The organism is Bacillus sp. EB106-04-04-XG123, assembly GCF_058791855.1.
In genome coordinates, this window is record NZ_JBYTDZ010000001.1 from 939,471 (window position 1) to 958,689 (window position 19,219).

The 19,219-nt window shown below is 40.4% G+C and carries 17 protein-coding genes; 7 read left to right on the forward strand and 10 right to left on the reverse strand.

Translation table 11 applies throughout. The features are described from left to right. Window positions 1-226: 226 nt before the first annotated feature. From AC3WTB_RS04925 to AC3WTB_RS04935, 3 genes are read left to right on the forward strand one after another with little or no spacing between them, the layout of a single operon-like run. On the forward strand, window positions 227-718 hold the full coding sequence (locus tag AC3WTB_RS04925; protein ID WP_024425287.1) for a sigma-70 family RNA polymerase sigma factor: 492 nt from the start codon (window positions 227-229) through the stop codon (window positions 716-718). After that, window positions 711-1,769, forward strand: a complete 1,059-nt coding sequence (locus AC3WTB_RS04930; RefSeq protein ID WP_041089604.1) for an anti-sigma factor — start codon at window positions 711-713, stop codon at window positions 1,767-1,769. The genes AC3WTB_RS04925 and AC3WTB_RS04930 overlap by 8 nt, the downstream gene beginning before the upstream one ends. Continuing rightward, window positions 1,757-2,047 (forward strand): hypothetical protein, encoded by a 291-nt coding sequence (locus tag AC3WTB_RS04935; RefSeq protein WP_024425288.1) that lies wholly within the window; start codon window positions 1,757-1,759, stop codon window positions 2,045-2,047. Before AC3WTB_RS04930 ends, AC3WTB_RS04935 begins: the two co-directional genes overlap by 13 nt. Before the next feature lie 63 nt (window positions 2,048-2,110). On the opposite strand, the gene bcaP is transcribed toward AC3WTB_RS04935, so the two are convergent. Together bcaP and AC3WTB_RS04945 are read right to left on the reverse strand one after the other, a co-directional pair. Further along, window positions 2,111-3,511 carry a branched-chain amino acid transporter BcaP gene (gene bcaP / locus AC3WTB_RS04940; RefSeq protein WP_024425289.1) on the reverse strand — a complete coding sequence of 467 codons (1,401 nt, stop codon included), beginning with the start codon at window positions 3,509-3,511 and terminating at the stop codon, window positions 2,111-2,113. A 451-nt stretch (window positions 3,512-3,962) separates the two neighbouring features. Then, complete coding sequence (locus AC3WTB_RS04945; protein WP_126682065.1) at window positions 3,963-4,793, reverse strand: C40 family peptidase; 831 nt, start codon at window positions 4,791-4,793, stop codon at window positions 3,963-3,965. 353 nt (window positions 4,794-5,146) lie between these two features. On the opposite strand from AC3WTB_RS04945, the gene AC3WTB_RS04950 reads away from it, so the two are divergent. Beyond that, window positions 5,147-6,511, forward strand: a complete 1,365-nt coding sequence (locus tag AC3WTB_RS04950) for an alkaline phosphatase (RefSeq protein ID WP_492333410.1) — start codon at window positions 5,147-5,149, stop codon at window positions 6,509-6,511. Between the two features lie 48 nt (window positions 6,512-6,559). Here AC3WTB_RS04950 and AC3WTB_RS04955 read toward each other — a convergent pair whose 3' ends face one another. Both AC3WTB_RS04955 and AC3WTB_RS04960 read right to left on the reverse strand, forming a co-directional pair. Next, window positions 6,560-7,984 (reverse strand): SpoVR family protein, encoded by a 1,425-nt coding sequence (locus AC3WTB_RS04955; RefSeq protein WP_492333411.1) that lies wholly within the window; start codon window positions 7,982-7,984, stop codon window positions 6,560-6,562. A 67-nt stretch (window positions 7,985-8,051) separates the two neighbouring features. After that, window positions 8,052-9,251, reverse strand: coding sequence for a globin domain-containing protein (locus AC3WTB_RS04960; protein WP_492333412.1), 1,200 nt, complete (start codon window positions 9,249-9,251; stop codon window positions 8,052-8,054). Between the two features lie 183 nt (window positions 9,252-9,434). Here AC3WTB_RS04960 and AC3WTB_RS04965 point away from each other — a divergent pair, with 183 nt between their 5' ends. Both AC3WTB_RS04965 and AC3WTB_RS04970 read left to right on the forward strand, forming a co-directional pair. Continuing rightward, window positions 9,435-9,866 (forward strand): Rrf2 family transcriptional regulator, encoded by a 432-nt coding sequence (locus AC3WTB_RS04965; protein ID WP_039177468.1) that lies wholly within the window; start codon window positions 9,435-9,437, stop codon window positions 9,864-9,866. Window positions 9,867-10,026: 160 nt separating this feature from the next. Beyond that, entirely contained in the window at window positions 10,027-11,502 is a 1,476-nt protein-coding gene (locus AC3WTB_RS04970; protein ID WP_039177466.1) for a catalase, read from the forward strand. Window positions 11,503-11,645: 143 nt separating this feature from the next. Here the strand turns inward: AC3WTB_RS04970 and AC3WTB_RS04975 are convergent, their stop codons facing one another. Next, a complete protein-coding gene (locus tag AC3WTB_RS04975; RefSeq protein WP_371412180.1) occupies window positions 11,646-11,966 on the reverse strand; it encodes a YqzG/YhdC family protein in 321 nt (106 codons plus the stop codon). Window positions 11,967-12,157: 191 nt separating this feature from the next. Here AC3WTB_RS04975 and AC3WTB_RS04980 point away from each other — a divergent pair, with 191 nt between their 5' ends. Then, entirely contained in the window at window positions 12,158-12,406 is a 249-nt protein-coding gene (locus AC3WTB_RS04980) for a YhdB family protein (RefSeq protein ID WP_024426598.1), read from the forward strand. Window positions 12,407-12,456: 50 nt separating this feature from the next. Here AC3WTB_RS04980 and AC3WTB_RS04985 read toward each other — a convergent pair whose 3' ends face one another. The 5 genes from AC3WTB_RS04985 to glpD form a co-directional block, all read right to left on the reverse strand. Continuing rightward, window positions 12,457-13,341 carry a GNAT family N-acetyltransferase gene (locus AC3WTB_RS04985; RefSeq protein ID WP_059375363.1) on the reverse strand — a complete coding sequence of 295 codons (885 nt, stop codon included), beginning with the start codon at window positions 13,339-13,341 and terminating at the stop codon, window positions 12,457-12,459. Window positions 13,342-13,591: 250 nt separating this feature from the next. Continuing rightward, window positions 13,592-14,242, reverse strand: a complete 651-nt coding sequence (locus AC3WTB_RS04990) for a response regulator (RefSeq protein WP_059375321.1) — start codon at window positions 14,240-14,242, stop codon at window positions 13,592-13,594. Next, a complete protein-coding gene (locus AC3WTB_RS04995; RefSeq protein ID WP_039177453.1) occupies window positions 14,239-15,384 on the reverse strand; it encodes a GAF domain-containing sensor histidine kinase in 1,146 nt (381 codons plus the stop codon). Before AC3WTB_RS04995 ends, AC3WTB_RS04990 begins: the two co-directional genes overlap by 4 nt. A 156-nt stretch (window positions 15,385-15,540) precedes the next feature. Beyond that, window positions 15,541-17,286, reverse strand: a complete 1,746-nt coding sequence (locus AC3WTB_RS05000) for a phospho-sugar mutase (RefSeq protein ID WP_492333413.1) — start codon at window positions 17,284-17,286, stop codon at window positions 15,541-15,543. 146 nt (window positions 17,287-17,432) lie between these two features. Continuing rightward, window positions 17,433-19,094 (reverse strand): glycerol-3-phosphate dehydrogenase, encoded by a 1,662-nt coding sequence (gene glpD, locus AC3WTB_RS05005; protein ID WP_047202870.1) that lies wholly within the window; start codon window positions 19,092-19,094, stop codon window positions 17,433-17,435. Between the last annotated feature and the right edge of the window lie 125 nt (window positions 19,095-19,219).

Below are 19,219 nucleotides of genomic sequence, written 5' to 3' on the forward strand. Positions count from 1 at the left end.
GGTTTTAGGGGAGAATAGAATAGGAATTGTGTCCAATTTTGTCGTTTTTCGATGTTTTTTCCTGATTTGTTCTATTGAAAATACTTTATAAATGAAGCAAATTTCGCTATGATAAGGAGAAATGATTTTGATTCGGCGAAAGAAATGAGTAATGTACGGTAATGAGAAGTTTCGTGCAACTTTATGCCTTTCTTATGCGTGTATAACATAGAGGGGAGAAAAATCAGTGACGATCGATGAAATTTATCAAATGTATATGAACGATGTTTACAGGTTTCTGCTCTCCATGACAAAAGACAAACATTTGGCAGAGGACTTATTGCAGGAAACCTTTATGCGTGCTTATATACATATTCATTCCTACGACCATAGCAAAGTGAAACCTTGGTTATTTCAGGTGGCACGAAATGCTTTTATTGATTATGTCAGGAAACATAAAAAAGAAGTGACCATATCGGATGACCTTATTGGCGGTCTTTTACAAACGTCTGTACAAAGCCCTGCTGAACAGGTTGAAATAAAGGAAGTACTCACCATGTATTTGGAGCAGCTTCCAGATAACTACAAGGAAGCGTTGACATTGTATTATTTAAAAGAACTAAATTACAAGGAAGCATCCAAGGTCATGAATATTACTGAAGCAAATTTTAAAAGTGTTTTATTTCGTGCAAGGCAGCGCCTAAAAGCACTTTACAACAGAGGTGTTAATGATGAATGAAGAGTTTAACAAGCGATGGGAAAAATATAATAATGGTGAGATGAATGAGGAAGAAATGATAGCGTTTGAGGAAGAGCTTGAAGAAAACGAAAAACGCTTAAGCCAGGAACTGAACGACTCGGATTGGACAGATTTTTCCATCAGTCCTGAGAAGCAAAAAGCCATTTTACAATACGGAAAAAGAAAGTCATATTTACGTATTTCCGTACTTGCTGTCATATCAACACTCATTATTTTACCGCTTTGTACATTAGGAAGTTATCTATACTACGGCGTTGGCGGAGCCGAGAGCAAAGGCAATCACTTCATGGAAACAGCCGCTGTCACCGTCGCTTTGACCAAACCAAACGTGGCTATAGATATGAAGGATTTAAAAGGTCAGGTCAAACTTTTTGGGATGAACACCGAATTGAAGCTGCAAAAACAAATTGGCAATAAAACAGAAGCCATTGGCAGTGAACAAATCGAGATGTTTTTCGATAAATTAAAGCAGCCTACCATCTCTTATTATGGTGACAGTGCACGCGAAACAGAAGGTTTCTTTACTCATCCTTCGGCGCAGGCAGATGCCTCAAAAAAACAAACACTCACTACGTTAGACAAGCTTCCTGAAGGAACAGTAAGTGAAGTGTATGTATCCTATGACAAAGCTTACACACCAAAGGATGTTTATTCCTTTGCTAAAAAATACGATATGAAAGTGCTGTGGAATGCGATTAAAACAGAGGATTCATTAAGTGGAAATCAGCGGCCAATCGGCTTTCCTGGGAAAGACTCTGAATTTTTAAAAGAGCTTCAGCACACATCCAAAACTGAGGTAGATCAATTCAAAGATGCCCTTGCTTATGTCAATCAGCACCCGACCTGGGCAACAACGATCTCTGGCAGACCTGATCTTGATCTGTCTAATCGTATACGCTATATCGATCAAAATGGCGTCACGGTTTATGGCTCTGTGGTCACTGGACCTTCTAAAGAAATTGAGAAATTTGTGAAGACAAAACGCATTAAAACGGCAAAAGTGAGCGAGGTGGAATTATGGAATTGGTAAGAATCTTTAAAGAGCATAATGTATTTGGCTGGATTTCTGTCGGCACAGCGATATTATCCCTGCTCATGCTAAACCTCGCCATTATCAGCAACGTGACATTTTATTCTTTTCAAATGCTACCTTTTGCAATGGCCGCAGTTCCATTTGGCATTATTGAACTGTTCATTAAAAAAGGCCGTACGGGTCCAGGTTTCCTCGGTGTCGTACTGAATATCTTTGTCATTGTTTGTGTCTATGCCATCGTATCAATCGATGTCGATCTTCAGTTAGGTTTTTAATCAGCAATCAAAAGCAAAAGCCCGTGTTACTTGACTGCACCAAGTAGCAGGGGCTTTTTTAAGTTATTTTTTATTCAATTCTGAGTGCTTTCTTGAATATAAGAAATACACAACCAGCCCAATGGCAAGCCAGATTAAGAAACGAACAAAGGTGATTGCACCAAGCTTATAAATGAGCAATCCGCAAGATAGAATAGCCAAGATCGGAATAAGCGGAACTGCTGGGCATCTGAATGCTCTCGGTAAGTCCGGCTGCGTTTTTCTCATCACAATGACCGCCACTGAAATCAAAATGAATGCTGAAAGTGTCCCGATGTTCACTAGGCTTGCCAGCTCATCAAGTGGAATAAATCCACCCATTAATGCTGACAATGTACCGAAAAACAGTGTATTGATGTAAGGTGTTTTATGCTTTGGATGAACCTTTGATAGAACCTTCGGCACCAAGCCATCTCGAGACATAGCAAACATCACGCGTGTCTGGCCGTACAGCATGACAAGCATCACGGTTGTCATCCCTAGAATCGCACCGACATCCACAATACCAGCCACCCAGTTTTGTCCGGCTACTTGTAAAACGAGAGACACTGGATGTGATACTCCCTCAAAATTCATGAAAGGAACGATGCCCGTCATAATCGCACTAACAACAACATAAAGCAGCGTACAAATCAATAAGGAAGTTATAATCCCTCTAGGCAGGTTGCGTGATGGATTTTTTGTCTCCTCTGCCGCAGAAGCTACTGCATCAAACCCGATAAATGCAAAGAATACTAGGGCTGCTGCACTTAAGACCCCTGATGTCCCAAATGGAACGAATGGTGTCCAGTTTTCAGGTTTTACATATTTCACAGCGACTAAAATAAAGAGCAGAATCACAGCAATTTTCATAATAACCATGATGTTATTTACTCGTTTTGATTCTTTAATACCAAAATACAGCAGGAAGGTGATGACCATTAAAATAATAAATGCTGGAAGATTAAAATATGTCACTTGCCCCTTTAAACCACCTGGTGCTGCTGTTAATTCAACTGGTATATGAATCCCTATCCCATTTAAAAATGACACAAAATAGCCTGACCAGCCCGCTGAAACGGCACTAGCGGCCAGCATATATTCTAATATTAAATCCCAGCCAATGATAAACGCTAGAAATTCCCCCATTGATGCGTACGTAAATGTATACACAGACCCTGATACAGGCACTGTGGAAGCAAATTCCGCATATGACAGTGCTGCAAACAAACAAGCAAGACCTGCGATGACAAATGATAGAACAAGTCCTGGCCCTGCAGTGACGGCTCCTGTACCTGTCAGAACAAATATCCCTGTCCCGATTATGGCTCCAATGCCAAGCATGGTTAAATCAAATGAACCCAATTCCTTTTTTAATGCTTTTTCCCCTTGTGTTGCCGCAATGAGCTCTGAAATGCTCTTTTTTCTAAACAACGAATTGCTCATACCATCACTCCCAAAACTTAGTATCAGTCTAAAGACGCCACATTCATGTAATTAACAATATTTTCTGAATATTTAGATTAAATTTAGCACAATAAATTGGTGGCGTAAAATTATTATATATGAAAATTAAAAAATGAAAACACTTTTTTTAAAAATAGAGTGAAAATTCTTATATATCAACGAAATGTTTGTCAATAAGTGGGTTAGATTTTCTCCATTCCTTATTCAATTGATAGCTTGTCTTTCTCTATTTATTATACAACATAGCAGATTATATTTTTTTAGTATACTTATTATGCAACAAAAATTAGACCCTTTTTTAAAAAGCGGGTCCACAATTATGTTATTTTAAAGCCTTTAGACTGATAGTGATCTATGAGAAAAGACCAGTTCCTCGGCACAATTGATATATGAAAAAAGAGACTGCTTCATAGCAGTCTCTTAAAATGAATTAGTTTACAAATGTTTTCGCTCCAAGATAAATGGGCTTCCAATAGCTTGATGTCATATCACTGATCGTTACTCCGTCAGAAGCAGCATGGATAAACTTGTTGTTCCCAAGGTAGACACCCATGTGAGATGGACCCGATTTATACGTTGTAAAGAAGACAAAATCTCCAACTTTTGGTTTGGATACACTTTTCATCGATCCCCAGAAGCCTTCAGTGGTTTGTCTTGAAATCTTTTTTTGTTTGTTAATGATATACCACATAAATCCGCTGCAATCAAAGCCCTTCGGTGTCGTTCCACCCCATCTATATGGTGTACCGTTTTGCGCTTTAGCATCTGCTATGAGCTTAGACGTGTTTAAGGAAGAAGTAGAGACTGATTTTTCTTTTACAGGTTTCGTCTTTACTTTAGACGTCTTTTTCACCTTTAGCTTTTGCCCGATTTTAATGAGGTCTGTTTTTAGTTTATTTAACGATTTCAGCTCTTTTACAGTCATCCCATATTTTTTGCCAATCTTCGATAATGTATCGCCTTTGACAACTTTATGAGTGGCAGTTGCTGAAGCCGTTTTTACTTTTGTTGTTGTTTTTGATGTTTTCACTGCTTTTTTCGAAGAAGTGCCATTCACTTTTAAGGTTTGTCCAACATAAATTACGTTAGATTTCAGCTTATTATCTGATTTAATTTTGCTCACGCTTGTTTTGTATCTTTTCGCTAGAACAGAAAGAGAGTCACCTTTTTGAACTTTTACTGATTGTGCTGAGGCAGCTCCGGCAAATAATGTCGTCCCAAGTAGAACTGCACTTGCAGCTGTGATCAATTGTTTTTTCATTTGTTCCTCCTGTATGTATCTATCTGATCCGATTTTTTATCTACTCCCTATTATAAGGATCAAATTCCAGAAGAAATAGTCTTGACTTCCTACGACATTATGCTTATTAATTCGGCAAAATTTATTTTTTTTTAGGGTTCTTTTTATTTCATTTTCATTACACAATCATGACAAAATAATCACACCTTGTCATGGATAAATGATACATTCATTTCTCTTTTTGGTTCATTCTATGTAAAGTGGACCTTTACAATTTTAAAGTGAACTTTACGATGCTGTAAAAAGGAATCCACACTTCTGCTCTACCATTGTAAACGTAAGAGCGATACATAAACAATGAGGAGGCAAAATGAATGAGTGTGTTGAAAAACTCGAAAACGAAAATCGCTGTAGTGGCAGCAGCATCTGTGCTATCGATTGGCATTTTTTCAGGGATTGAATTTGGACAAGCTGACAAAGCTGAGGCTAAAAAGAAGCCGAAAAATGATGTGCAAAATGTGATCGTGCTGATTGGAGATGGCATGGGAACACCTTATCTTTCAACTTACCGCTCATTTAAACACAACGGTGACCTTTCAAAGCAAACAGCGTTTGACCCATACCTCACTGGCATGCATAAAACATACCCTGACGACTCTAAAAGTAACATTACTGATTCAGCAGCGGCTGGTACAGCCATGGCCACTGGTAAAAAGACATACAACAATGCCATTGGTGTAAATAAAAACGGCAAAAAATTAAAAACCGTTTTAGAAGAAGCCAAACGCAAAGGAAAGTCAACGGGTCTTGTCGTGACATCTGAATTAACGAATGCCACGCCTGCTGCGTATGCCGCTCACGATGTGTCTAGGAAAAACACAGCAGCCATCGCTGATGATTTCTTCGATGAGAAAATCGGAAAACAGCATACAGTCGACGTCATGCTTGGCGGTGGACTTGTCGATTTTGTCCGGAAGGATCGTGATCTGACGAAAGAATTCAAACAAGCCGGTTATGATTATGTCACCAATAAAGCCGCCTTACAAAAAAACAAAAATGAAAAAGTGTTAGGCATTTTTGCTGATGGAGGTCTAGATAAAGCCATCGATCGTGATAAAACGACTCCTTCCCTGCAAGATATGACATCCTCAGCCATCAAACAGCTGTCTAAAAACAAAAAAGGATTTTTCCTTATGGTTGAAGGCAGTCAAATTGACTGGGCTGGACACGATCATGATATTGTCAGTGCGATGAGCGAAGTGAAGGATTTTGAGAAAGCATTTGAAGAAGCGATTCGTTTTGCGAAAAAGGATAAAAACACGTTAGTCATCACAACAGCTGATCATTCAACTGGCGGACTTTCCTTTGGAGCAGACGGTTCGGGCAGCTGGGATTACAAGCCGGTCAAAGCAGCGAAAAAGACGCCTGACTTTATCGCAAACAAAATTGTCAGCGGCATACCTGTTGAGTCAGCGCTGAAACAATATATCAATCTTGATTTCACAAAAGAGGAAACAGCCGCCATTCAAAAGGCAGCTGAAACAAAGGATGCTGTTAAGATTGATGATGCGATTGAAGAAGTGATCAACACGAGATCACATACAGGCTGGACCACATCAGGTCATACCGGTGATGAAGTTCCATTCTATGCATATGGTCCAACAAGCCAGCAGCTAAAAGGTCTGATGGAAAACACCGATCAAGCAAAGCACATTTTCGAACTGCTGAAAAACCAATAAAACGAGCAAAAAAGATGTCTGCTAAGAGACATCTTTTTTCGTCTTTTCTTATGCGAGATATTTCCTATGAACCCCTTTTCCATCATAAGAAAACATGACTTCTTTTCCTTCAAGAACTGACTCGATATGCACACTTCTTCCCCATAGCTGATATAAATACGGCAGGACTTTTTCTAAGTATTTCAGATCAAGTTCAATGCCTTCATACCAATGCTTGATGTAAAGTTCATTATTTTTTAAATAGTCGCCATCAATCACGGTCAAATACGGAAAGCCGCCATTCACTCTCATGCTGACTAACTGATCACGTACCGCCTTCCATTCTTTATCAATGACTTTATAATCTCTCCCCTGCTTTTGAAACAAGTACAAGTCTTCTCTCATCACAAGGTCTTTCGTTAAGTAGTTTCGAATAAAGGAAATATCCGATTCAATTTCCCTGACTTCAAACATTTTGCTGCGGCCAGATCCTTCTGTGACCCCTGCTTTTTTTAATTCTTCACACGGGTTGTCATAGCGCTCTTCGATATCTTCAAAAATCTTCAGCCCTAAATAGTAAGGATTGATGCCTGTTTTAGATGGCTGCACCACACCTGCATTTAATTTTGCAAACTCTATCGATTCACTTGTATCCAAATCAAGCTCCCGCATAATCCGCTGGTGCCAATACGATGCCCAGCCTTCATTCATAATCTTTGTTTCCAGCTGCGGCCAAAAATAGAGCATTTCTTCTCTCAGCATAGTAAGAACATCTCGCTGCCATGGCTCCAGCTCCCGGGAATGCGCTTCAATAAAGAGTAAAAGATCCTTTTCCGGCTTCGGCGGAAATTGCTTGACGGTTTTCTTTTTCTCACGCGTCTTCGGCTCATCCATTCCCCACAAATCATCATAAGGCGTTTGACGTTTTGGTTTATCATCTTCATATTCTTCTTCATCGTCCATACTCCAGCTTAATTTTGATCGAACAAGAGACGGATCAATATGCTCTTGAATAGCCAATACGGCATCTAAAAAGGATTCGACTTCTTTTGTTCCGTGAATATGCTCATATTCTTTGATCCGCTCTGCCGCTGCTGACATGCTTTCGACCATATCTCGTTTTGTGTTTTGGAAACGGCAATTATTTTTGAAGAAATCACAGTGTGCCAGTACATGAGCCACAATTAATTTATTTTGAACAAGCGTATTGTTATCAAGTAGAAAGGCGTAGCAAGGATTTGAATTGATCACCAGCTCATAAATTTTACTTAACCCTAAATCATAATGAAGCTTCATTTTATGAAATTGCTTCCCAAAGCTCCAGTGGCTGAATCGTGTTGGCATTCCGTATGCACCGAATGTATAAATAATTTCCGCGGGACAGATTTCATATCTCATCGGATAAAAATCTAGACCAAATCCTTCTGCAATTTCTGTAATTTCATCAATCGCTCTTTGTAAAAGACGTTTTTCAGATACGCTCAAGGAAACCATCCCTCCTCATCGGACTTATCCCTACTATATGAGCGTATGTAAAAAAACATGATGTTCCGCCAACCGTTTAGACGACTTCCATTTCTTTCGTGGATTGCCCGCCGAATGCTTCGAAATGAATATGGTCTGCTGGAATTCCCAGCTCTTTTAAAATATGAATGATCTCCTGTGTAAACACCGGGGAACCGCATAGATAAAATTGGCCTTTCCCTTCTCCGATCACCGATTGAAGAAATGGACGATCAATGCGGGAAGCTGCTTTCTCAACAAGCTCACCCTTTCCAGACTGCGCAAATTGTTCATTACATAGAATGATGCGCCCATGGGCAACTGAAGCTAAAACGCGTTCAAACTCATTTTCAAAAGCGGTGACATCCTCTAATCGATCAGCATGAATCATCGTAAATGTCTGGCTGTTTTGTGCTGCAGTTTTCACTAAACCAATCATTGGTGTGACACCAGATCCAGCACTGATAAAATAAACAGGCTCATTTATGTCATCTTGCAAGCAGAACATTCCCTGCGGCATACTCACTTGAAGAACGTCCCCTTCTTCCATTTCATCATGCAAAAATGTGGACACATGACCATCACGCTTCACTGTAATACGGTAATAAGATGGATGATGCCCGTCTGATAAGCTGTATTGTCTGCTGCACATATAGGCTTCTCCTGGCATATCTGTCTGAACCGTAATGTATTGGCCTGTTTTATACATTGGCAGCTCTGATTCATCTTCTGGTACTAAATAAAAGGAGATAAGCGACGGAGATTCTTGCTTCTTTTTCTTTATCACAAACGGCTTCACATCTGCCCATCCGCCTGTTTGCTTCACATTTTCATCCATCATTTCTGCTTCAATGGTAATGAAAATATTCGCAATGATGTCATATGCAGCTTTCCACGCTAATAAAGTGTCATCTTCTTCTCTTAAACCAAACACATCTTCCATCGCTTCAATCAGGTGATATCCGACAATTGAGTACTGCTCTTTTTTGACCATGACACTGACATGCTTATGGGCAATTTGTTTGACCGCAGGAAGTAATTCCTCTAATCGATCAATGTGCAGTGCAGCCTGATATAATGTCGCAGCAAGTGCCTCTGGCTGACTTCCGTTCATAAGATTTGTTTTATTAAATTGATTGAGCAGCTCCGGGTGCTGGCGAATCATATTTTGATAAAAAACAGTGACAAGTTTGGTTCCCTCGGCTTTTAGTAGAGGAGCTGATTGCTTTATTGCATTCATTTGATCTGTAGATAACATCGTCATTCCTTCTTTCAAAAGAAGTATTTTAAATACATCTTTATCGTAATGGATGACAGTCTCTAAAAGCAATATTTATAATACATGTTTTAAATGTTGTCACATTTCACACTTTCTCGAACAGTTTTTGTCTAAAATGTGTTACGATGATACAAAACTCTATTAGGTTTAGAGGTCGTCAAAATGAAACTTACGAATTACACAGATTTCTCATTAAGGGTACTCATTTATTTAGCATCAAGAGAAAACAATGAACTGTCAAATATTCAGCAGATTGCCGATGTTTATGGCATTTCTAAAAATCATCTGACGAAGGTGATTTATCATCTTGGAAAACGCGGGTATGTAGACACCATTCGCGGAAGAAATGGCGGGATCAGGCTTGGAAAAAGCCCAGAAAGCATTAACATTGGAGAGGTTGTCCGTTATACAGAGGATGATTTAGTCATGGTTGAATGCTTTGATCCAAAGAAAAATGGCTGCATCATCTCCCCGATTTGTTCATTAAAGCATGTACTTCATGAAGCACTCACTGCTTATTTAAGCGTTCTTGACCGATACACACTAAAAGATTTAACACAAAACAAAGATGCTCTCAGGGAGCTCCTGCTTTAAGACGAAAGAATTTTATTCTTTCGTCTTTTTCTTTACCTTCTTGTAATAATAATTTATTTAAAATTATTATAAATAAATATTGACTATCATGTTTGATTCAATATAATTAGGGTATATAGATTGCTAGAAAACACTTTTTTGTTTACAGGAGGAGAAAAGAATGACAAATTCAAATCATAAAAATTTGACAACGAACCAAGGCGTTCCTGTTGGCGATAACCAAAACTCAAGAACAGCTGGTCACCGCGGACCTACCTTTCTTGATGATTACCATTTGATTGAAAAACTCGCACACTTTGATCGTGAACGTATTCCAGAACGTGTCGTTCATGCTAGAGGCGCCGGCGCTTACGGTGTGTTTGAAGTAGAAAACAGCATGGAGAAACATACAAAAGCAGCCTTCTTAAGTGAAGAAGGAAAACAAACAGACGTTTTCGTTCGCTTCTCTACCGTTATTCATCCAAAAGGTTCACCTGAAACCTTACGTGACCCGCGCGGCTTTGCTGTCAAATTTTATACAGAAGAAGGCAACTATGATCTCGTTGGTAACAACTTGCCGATCTTCTTTATTCGTGATGCATTGAAATTCCCTGATATGGTTCACTCTCTCAAGCCAGATCCTGTAACCAATATTCAAGATCCTGACCGTTATTGGGATTTTATGACCTTAACACCTGAATCCACTCATATGCTCACATGGCTCTTCTCTGACGAAGGAATCCCTGCAAGCTACGCTGAAATGCGCGGTTCTGGTGTGCATACATTTAGATGGGTGAACAAATACGGTGAAGCAAAATATGTGAAATATCACTGGAGACCTTCTGAAGGTATTCACAACTTATCTATGGAAGAAGCAGCAGAAATTCAAGCGAACGACTTCCAGCATGCGACAAGAGATTTATATGACCGCATTGAAAAAGGCAACTTCCCAGCATGGGACTTATATGTTCAGCTTATGCCGCTTAGCGATTATGATGAACTTGATTATGATCCATGTGACCCAACAAAAACGTGGAGCGAGGAAGATTACCCACTTCAAAAAGTTGGACGCATGACACTCAACCGCAATCCTGAAAACTTCTTTGCTGAAACAGAACAGTCTGCTTTCACGCCAAGTGCATTTGTTCCAGGAATTGAGGCATCTGAAGATAAACTGCTTCAAGGCCGTCTGTTCTCATATCCTGATACGCAGCGTCACCGTCTTGGTGCGAACTACATGCGCATTCCGGTTAACTGCCCTTATGCACCTGTACACAATAACCAGCAGGATGGCTTTATGACAACGACTCGTCCAAGCGGTCATATTAACTATGAACCAAACCGTTATGACGATCAGCCAAAAGAAAACCCTCACTACAAAGAAAGTGAGCCAGTTCTTCACGGTGACCGTATGGTGAGACAAAAAATTGAAAAACCGAACGATTTCAAACAAGCTGGGGAAAGATATAGAAGCTACTCTGAGGAAGAGAAACAAGCATTGATTAAAAACCTAACGGCTGATTTGAAAGATGTAAATGACAAAACAAAATTACTTGCAATCTGCAATTTCTATCGTGCCGATGAAGATTACGGCCAGCGATTAGCAGATTCACTTGGTGTGGATATTCGCGCTTATCTTCAAGGAAGCATGAAGTAAATCCATCTCGAAATAAATTGTTGGACAAAGGGCTAAAATGATCTTTATTTTAGCCCTTTGTCTTTTTTTGAGCGTGCTAGTAAAGGCAGTTATTGAGGGTTTGTCAGAACGCCTCGAGCACCTTTTACAAAAAATGTGCTTCTTTATAGTCGAAACACGTTAATACTAATCAAATGACCGGTCACCGGATGAAAATAAATTTCTGCATGTGCTGCAAAGCGAGTTGTGCCTTCCTTAACAGTTACGCGAAACACATCTTTTGTCTGCTCATCATTTACTTCTGTCCGGCCAATGTAATGATAATCGTTTAAAGCGGCACCTTTATATTCATCTTTCAACGCTGTGTACGCGAGTCTTTCCCAATTTTCAAACGGCTGCACCGCTGCTTTTGATGCAGGATGAATCATCAAACTGCCAAGCAAAACGATTCCTGCTGCAATAAGCATCCACCATTTCGGCTGCATGATATCATTGATCTCACTTTCATATATGTTTTGTTTAGGTTTAGCAGGCTGGTCCTTTTTCATACATGAAGCATTTATTCAGCCTATAATTCCCGGTACGCAATTCATGCGGACACCAACTTTTCCCCTGAAAAAGTCGATATGATCCGAGCAAACTAATGAGGACTTCTCAAGGGAAAGGAGAAGGTTTAATGAATGTGGCGGATTATGATAAAGCACTTTATTATACGCATCGCTCGCAATGGGATAATTTACTTATTCTTATGGTACGTACGCAAGATGATTTGCTCTCGAAACGTATTGAGCATTTCTTACATGCGTATCAATTTAACCGGAACGATGCAGATGTTGAAAAATGTTTATATGGGCTCCTGCAGTACATTGACCACGCTTCAGAGGCTGCTGCTTCTGAAGTTTATTCACAACCGATGTACACATAAAGAAAAAGGGCTAAAATGAAGTTTATTTTAGCCCTCCCTTTTACATACAATTAGCAGTGCGCTGTGATGGGAAACATAAAGTGGCCTTTTGCCCAGTGTTCCTTTGTGTAAATAAACAATGCATCCTCGTCATTTGGCTTTGTAACCGCGTGTAAACCTTCAATTGTCGTATCAGGCGTGAAATAAAAGATCACTTTTTCCGTTGTTTCCTTCACAATGCTTTCTACAACTTCTTGTACATTTGGCGTTTGAAGCGAGATGATATCAAACATATGCATCGTTTCATTTTCTTCATTCATCAGCACAATGGTATCTAATGCTTCAATATAAAAAATGTCATCCGGCCATACTAATGTAAAATAAAACATCAATAAGCTGCTGTGATGCTGAGCATCCAGCTTCATTGAGTGAGTTTGCCGCTTTTCTGCGAAACGTTCAAGTAATGAGAGGTCTTGCTCCAATGTCAGCTTTTTAACATCTACACCTTTTTTTATTTGAATAGCGCTTTTATTGATATTTAAGCTAAATTCACTTTCGTGATGACGGGTAAAACCAAATCTCGGATAAAAATCTAACACAGTTTCATTAGCAAAAAGAAAGATGACATCACACTCATTTTTGTATTCATCCATGATATGCTGCATTAACTTTGCCGCTAATCCTTTACGCTGATAGGCTTGATCTGTCATAACAGTGCCGATTTGAACTGCTCGATACGTTTGCCCATCAATGATCACTGACATAAGATAGACAGAAGCGTTAGAGATTACCTTCCCGTTATGTACAAAGGAATAAGGTATATATTTTTCATCCCAATAGCCTCTTTCGTACCAGTCACTAAAATCCAAATCAAATGTATCGATCGCAAGCTTATTAAAGCTCTCTTTTAATTTGACATCATGGCGATAATCACTTACTAATTCATATTTTCCCACTTTGATTCCCTCCCATTTTAAATTCACCTGTGATTGACCAGTTCATCACCTCCTATAAAATAAAAAAAGACTTGATGAGCATCCACTCGTCAAGTCTTTTACGTTTTTCTATTAGAAATTAGACTATACATGCCTCTCTTTTTACACAAAAGCGCACATCAAATAACCAACATCTGTGCTCTTTTTTATTCAATTCATTGAATTGAATGTGCGCTTAAAAGTTTTAGCATAACGACTAAGATCCTTTCTGTCATAGCAGCTCTTTTGGCTGATTTTTTTGATAATCCACTGCATACAGAGCCGCCTGGGTTCGATCTGCCAGCTCTAGCTTTGATAATACATGAGATACGTGCGTTTTGACAGTCTTTTCAGAAATAAACAGAGATGAGGCAATTTCTTTGTTGCTTTTGCCCTTTGCAATCTCAAATAAAACATCTCGCTCTCTATTGGTCAGCTCTTTCATCAATGCCCATTTCTGCTCTTTTGGCTCTGTCAGATGCTGCACAAGAAAGGTCGTGATATGACCATCTAACTGATAGGTGCCATTTTGTACTTCAATCATGGTCGAAAGCAGCTTTTCTGGTGCTACATCCTTTAATTGATAGGCTTTCGCCCCTGCTTGAATAGCGGGAATCACATAATCTTTATCCGCATAGCTTGTCAGGATCACAATGCGGGTGTCCGGCATTTCCAGCATCATTTGTTTCGTTGCCTCAATGCCATTCATGACAGGCATAGACAAATCCATTAAGACAATGTCAGGCTGAGTATCTCTGACAACCTCTAATGCCTCTTGCCCATTGGACGCCTCACCAACGATGTCCACATCAGGCTGTGTCTGTAAGAAAAACACCAGGCCTTTTCTCACAATATGATGATCATCTGCAATGACAACTCTCATGACGATCCCTTCCTTTCTTGTGAAAATGGCACTTTTACATGAATCGTTGTTCCTTTCCCTAACTCTGAATGGATACAAAATGTACCACCTGCTCTTCGGATGCGGTCGGACATCCCTTTCAGCCCAAGTGAAGGAAGGCTCATCTGCTCGTCATATTGAAAACCTTTTCCGAGGTCAATGATTTTCATCTCAAACGTGTCTTTTGATTGCTCAAGTTTGACCTCGACTTCTTCTACTTCCGCATGTTTTTGACAGTTATTCAGCGCTTCTTGACATACCCGAAACAAAGTTTCATTGTGAGAATGATCCATTTCTATACAGCCTGATAAAGATAAATTGCAGCGTAATCCTAAAAGCTGAGCATACTCTTCAATTGCTGTCGTAAACCCTTTTTCAAGGCCTCTTGGTCTCAGCTGCCAAATGAGTGACCGCATTTCAATCAGAGCGTCTTGTGACAAATGCTGAATAAAATCAATCATTTCCCCTAGATTCTGATCGCTTGTCATTTGCCGTGCAGCCTTAGCAGTCAGACTCACAGAGAATAGCATTTGGTTGACAGAATCATGTAAATCCTGTGCCAGCCGGTTTCTTTCTTGTAAAAGGGCGTGCTGCTGTTCATTTTGCACAAGCTTCATCCGCTGAATCGCTGTACCAATTTGAAGCGCAATGCTTTCAAGCAAATTCAGCTCTTCTTGTGTAAATGTGACTTTTCCCTTTGCCGCCACATTTAATAAGCCAAACGTACGCTTACATGCTTGTAGAGGCACCGTCGCATGATGTGTAATCCCTTCTGTATCCCCAAGCTTTTGTTCAATCGCCGTTTCAATCCGTTTGCAGTTCATAATATTGGTGGCTGATTGCAGTGAGCCTTTTGTGTATCGGTTGATGCAATAACAATCATTTTGACACATGAGCTGTTTTTGATGCTTTGCGAGTGCTTCAGGTAAAGAAACCTCTGCCATCAGTTCATATGACCCGTCTTTTTCTATAAAATAAATCCATGCTGAATGAAAGCCTGTGACATCCATCAGCATTTGGAGCACTTCATGGAGCGTTTCTTTCATTTCCATGCCTTCATTTAGCTTTTCAGCAATTTCTTTTAACGTTTTTAATGTTTCAACCTTCTCTTGGTATTCTCCCATACTGTTTACCCCCGGCATTTACAGCCTTCACTTATCATTACGCTCATTATACCATGAGTCCCCACGCGGCTCTTTCTCCAAAAGAATGATTTCTTCTCATCCTTTTGACTGAGAAAAAAGCCATCATGCATTCATACACGATGGCCTTGTCTTTCGTTATTTCGCTGTTTCTTCCACAATATCATAAACGACTTTCATCACTTCTTCTGACAGATGCTTTAGTTTTTCTTCACTATCTGTTAAAGATGTGCATTTGACTGCAATATAAAATTTCACTTTAGGCTCAGTGCCGGAAGGTCTTAAGCAGAACCACGAACCGTCCTCAAGGAAATATTTCAGCACGTTTGATGCTGGCAGATGAATGGTTTCCTCTTTCTTTTCAGCCACAAGATGTCTTTGACTTGATTGGTAATCCTCGATCACTGTGATGCGCTGCCCTGCGATGGCAGCTGGCGGATTTGTTCTAAAGGTATGAAGGATCGCTGAAATCTGCTCTGCTCCCTCTTTTCCTTTTAAGGTTAATGACTTTAATCCTTCACGGTAAAATCCGAACTGCTTGAAAATATCGACAAGCGCGTCGTACAAGGACTTGCCCTGTTTTTTATAGAAGGCAGCGACTTCAACGGCTAATAGTGCCGCCTGCACCGCATCTTTATCCCGGGCAAAGTCACCGATCAAATAGCCATAGCTCTCTTCATAACCGAATTGAAACGTGTATTCTCCGCTCTTTTCAAACTGCTTAATTTTTTCTCCAATAAATTTAAAGCCTGTAAGTGTGTCTATCGTGTCGGCCCCAAAAGCTGATGCTACAGCACGCCCAAGCTCACTTGTGACAATGGTTTTCATCACAACAGGACGAGGCGGCAGCTGACCCAGCTTTTGTTTTTCAGACAATAAATAATGGAGCAGCAGGGCGCCTGTTTGGTTGCCTGTTAAGACGGTAAATTCTCCTTCGTGATCTCTGACTGCAATGCCTAACCTGTCAGCATCTGGGTCTGTGGCAATGAGGATATCGGCATTTTGTTTTTCGCCAAGCTTGATGGCATACTCAAATGCTGCATGCTCCTCTGGGTTCGGCGAGGTTACTGTTGAGAACTGTGGATCTGGTTTTTCCTGTTCTGGCACAACCGTTACATGCTGATAACCTAGAGCCTGAAGTCCGTTTCTGACAGGATGATTAGCTGTCCCATGAAGCGGAGTAAACACGACTTTGACATCGACCTCATGTGCCAGCTCAGGGTGCACACTTATGGTTTTTAATTTTTCAATATAAGCATGGTCGATTTCTTTTCCGATCATTTTGATCAGCCCTTGCTGTTTCAACGTTTCTTCAGAATCAACTGAAATCGACAGTTCATTTTCAATTGCATCTACTTCTTGAATGACTTGATCTGCTTCAAATGGAGGCAACTGCCCGCCATCTTCACCATAGACTTTATAGCCATTATATTCTGGTGGATTATGACTTGCTGTCACGACGATTCCAGCAAATGCATGCAGCTCACGAACCGCAAAGGAGAGCTCTGGTGTCGGACGCAATTCATCGAATACGTACGTTTGAATGCCTTGTGAAGCAAGTGTTTTGGCTGCTTCCATCGCAAATTCAGGCGATTTATGACGTGAATCATAAGCAATGGCGACGCCTCTTTTTTTTGCATCCTCTCCATGTTTCGCAATATACGCAGCAAGACCTGCTGAAGCTTTACGAACAGTATACACATTCATTCGGTTCGTGCCTGCACCAATCTCACCGCGCATTCCTCCAGTGCCGAACTCAAGGTTTTTGTAGAAACAGTCTTCAAGTGCTTGATGATCATCTTGATGCGTCTCCAGCCATTCCCTTAGTTCAGTATCCAGGTGCTTCTCATTGATCCATCGCTCATAACTCGTCTTCCAACTCATGGTCGTCCTCCCCAGCTCTTATCATCAATAAAATAACATCTACTATTATTTTATATGGAATCATCCTTTATGTCATGCTATATCATTGGCAGTTGGAAAAAATGCTGAATATATAAAAAAAGCCGATACATGATCGGCTTTTCCTTTTATTCTGCATCAAGCGGTACGACTGCTTCATGGAATAATTGATCTAATTCTGTTTGATGTTTCTGTTTTGCTGCTTCATCCCACCCAAAACGCTCTGCCATGTAATCAACAACAGGCTGTGCGTATTTTTTTGCCCAATTGATGTTAAATAATAGGCTTCCTGTTCTTCTTAAGAAGAAATCGACAGGTGTTACAGCTAGTTCTTCTTCGATCGCATAAACAAGCTCTGCCAGCACATATGCTGGAATGTTTCGTTTGTCTGCTTCCCCTTGAAGCTGCTCTACTCGTTTGTAGACACTGCTGACGTTTGAACCATATTTTTCAGCTAGTTTTTGTGCAATCGGTTCTGTTAAACCAACAGATGCTCCTTCTGCTGTTTTCGCTTGAACAAAAGCTGCCATGTTTTTAGATCCGCCTACATGACCGCCTGAGATTGGCATATGTTTTGTTTTACATGGACCGTAATCTTTGCCAGTCTCTTGTTTCAATCCATCACGTACGAGATCGACAATATGCTCAGCCATTTTGCGATAGCCTGTTAATTTACCACCAGCAATGGTGATTAAGCCTGAAGATGATGTCCACACTTCATCCTTACGAGAAATTTCTGAAGGATCTTTGCCCTCTTCATGAATGAGCGGACGAAGACCGGCCCAGTTGGACTCCACATCTTTTTCTGTAATATTGAGATCAGGGAACATGTACTGAATCGCTTGGATAACATAGTCACGATCCGCTTTTGTCATACGCGGATGCTCCAGCTGTTTTTTGTACACTGTATCTGTTGTTCCAACGTACGTTTTGCCTTCTCTTGGAATGGCAAAGACCATACGTTTATCAGGTGTGTCAAAGTAGATCGCTTGTTTTAATGGGAAGACCGATTGGTCGAATACTAAGTGAATTCCTTTTGTATGCTGTAAGTGTTTTCCTTCTTTTGAGTGATCCTTGTCTCTAAGCTGATCTACCCATGGACCTGTCGCATTGACGATCTTCTTCGCATACACATCGTATGTTTTCTTCGTCATGACATCTTCAATGACAACACCAACCACTTTGCCTTTATCATAAATAAATTCTTTTACTTTCGCATAGTTGACCGCTTCTGCTCCGAATTTCACAGCCTCTTTCATCACTTCGATTGTGAGGCGTGCATCATCTGTACGGTATTCAACATAGTAGCCTCCGCCTTTTAAGCCGTCCTTTTTGACAAGCGGTTCTTTTGCAAGTGTTTCTTTCGCACTTAGCATGCTTCTGCGTTCGCTATGCTTTACGCCAGCTAAAAAGTCATACACTCTCAGTCCAATAGAGGTTGAAAACTTCCCAAATGTCCCGCCTTTATGCATCGGAAGAAGCATCCATTCTGGCGTTGTAACATGAGGACCATTTTCGTATACGATGGCACGCTCTTTACCGACCTCTGCGACCATTTTCACTTCAAATTGTTTTAAATAACGAAGCCCGCCGTGTACTAGCTTCGTTGAGCGGCTAGACGTACCTGCTGCGAAATCCTGCATTTCTGCAAGACCGACACGCATTCCGCGTGAAGCCGCGTCAAGTGCTGTACCAGCGCCTGTAATACCCCCACCAATGATAAACACATCATATGGTTTTTTTGTCATTTCCTGCAGCATTTGTTCTCTTTCTAAGCTAGAAAAAGTCATCTCTTGTTCCTCCCATGTTGTACGGTAAAGAAAAAGAGACCGCAAACACCCAAAGCGTATTTCTACACTTCGGTGCCTGCGGTCTCTCCAGTTCTCCAACCGTTCTATTAACTTACTTGAAGTAT

What these genes read in the sequence shown, in the direction of transcription:
- AC3WTB_RS04930 (WP_041089604.1), top strand. Translation starts at nt 711, where the DNA reads ATGAATGAAGAGTTTAACAAGCGATGGGAAAAATATAATAATGGTGAG.
- AC3WTB_RS04935 (WP_024425288.1), top strand. Translation starts at nt 1,757, where the DNA reads ATGGAATTGGTAAGAATCTTTAAAGAGCATAATGTATTTGGCTGGATT.
- bcaP (WP_024425289.1), bottom strand. Translation starts at nt 3,511, where the DNA reads ATGAGCAATTCGTTGTTTAGAAAAAAGAGCATTTCAGAGCTCATTGCG.
- AC3WTB_RS04945 (WP_126682065.1), bottom strand. Translation starts at nt 4,793, where the DNA reads ATGAAAAAACAATTGATCACAGCTGCAAGTGCAGTTCTACTTGGGACG.
- AC3WTB_RS04950 (WP_492333410.1), top strand. Translation starts at nt 5,147, where the DNA reads ATGAGTGTGTTGAAAAACTCGAAAACGAAAATCGCTGTAGTGGCAGCA.
- AC3WTB_RS04955 (WP_492333411.1), bottom strand. Translation starts at nt 7,984, where the DNA reads ATGGTTTCCTTGAGCGTATCTGAAAAACGTCTTTTACAAAGAGCGATT.
- AC3WTB_RS04960 (WP_492333412.1), bottom strand. Translation starts at nt 9,251, where the DNA reads ATGTTATCTACAGATCAAATGAATGCAATAAAGCAATCAGCTCCTCTA.
- AC3WTB_RS04965 (WP_039177468.1), top strand. Translation starts at nt 9,435, where the DNA reads ATGAAACTTACGAATTACACAGATTTCTCATTAAGGGTACTCATTTAT.
- AC3WTB_RS04970 (WP_039177466.1), top strand. Translation starts at nt 10,027, where the DNA reads ATGACAAATTCAAATCATAAAAATTTGACAACGAACCAAGGCGTTCCT.
- AC3WTB_RS04975 (WP_371412180.1), bottom strand. Translation starts at nt 11,966, where the DNA reads ATGCAGCCGAAATGGTGGATGCTTATTGCAGCAGGAATCGTTTTGCTT.
- AC3WTB_RS04980 (WP_024426598.1), top strand. Translation starts at nt 12,158, where the DNA reads ATGAATGTGGCGGATTATGATAAAGCACTTTATTATACGCATCGCTCG.
- AC3WTB_RS04990 (WP_059375321.1), bottom strand. Translation starts at nt 14,242, where the DNA reads ATGAGAGTTGTCATTGCAGATGATCATCATATTGTGAGAAAAGGCCTG.
- AC3WTB_RS04995 (WP_039177453.1), bottom strand. Translation starts at nt 15,384, where the DNA reads ATGGGAGAATACCAAGAGAAGGTTGAAACATTAAAAACGTTAAAAGAA.
- AC3WTB_RS05000 (WP_492333413.1), bottom strand. Translation starts at nt 17,286, where the DNA reads ATGAGTTGGAAGACGAGTTATGAGCGATGGATCAATGAGAAGCACCTG.
- glpD (WP_047202870.1), bottom strand. Translation starts at nt 19,094, where the DNA reads ATGACTTTTTCTAGCTTAGAAAGAGAACAAATGCTGCAGGAAATGACA.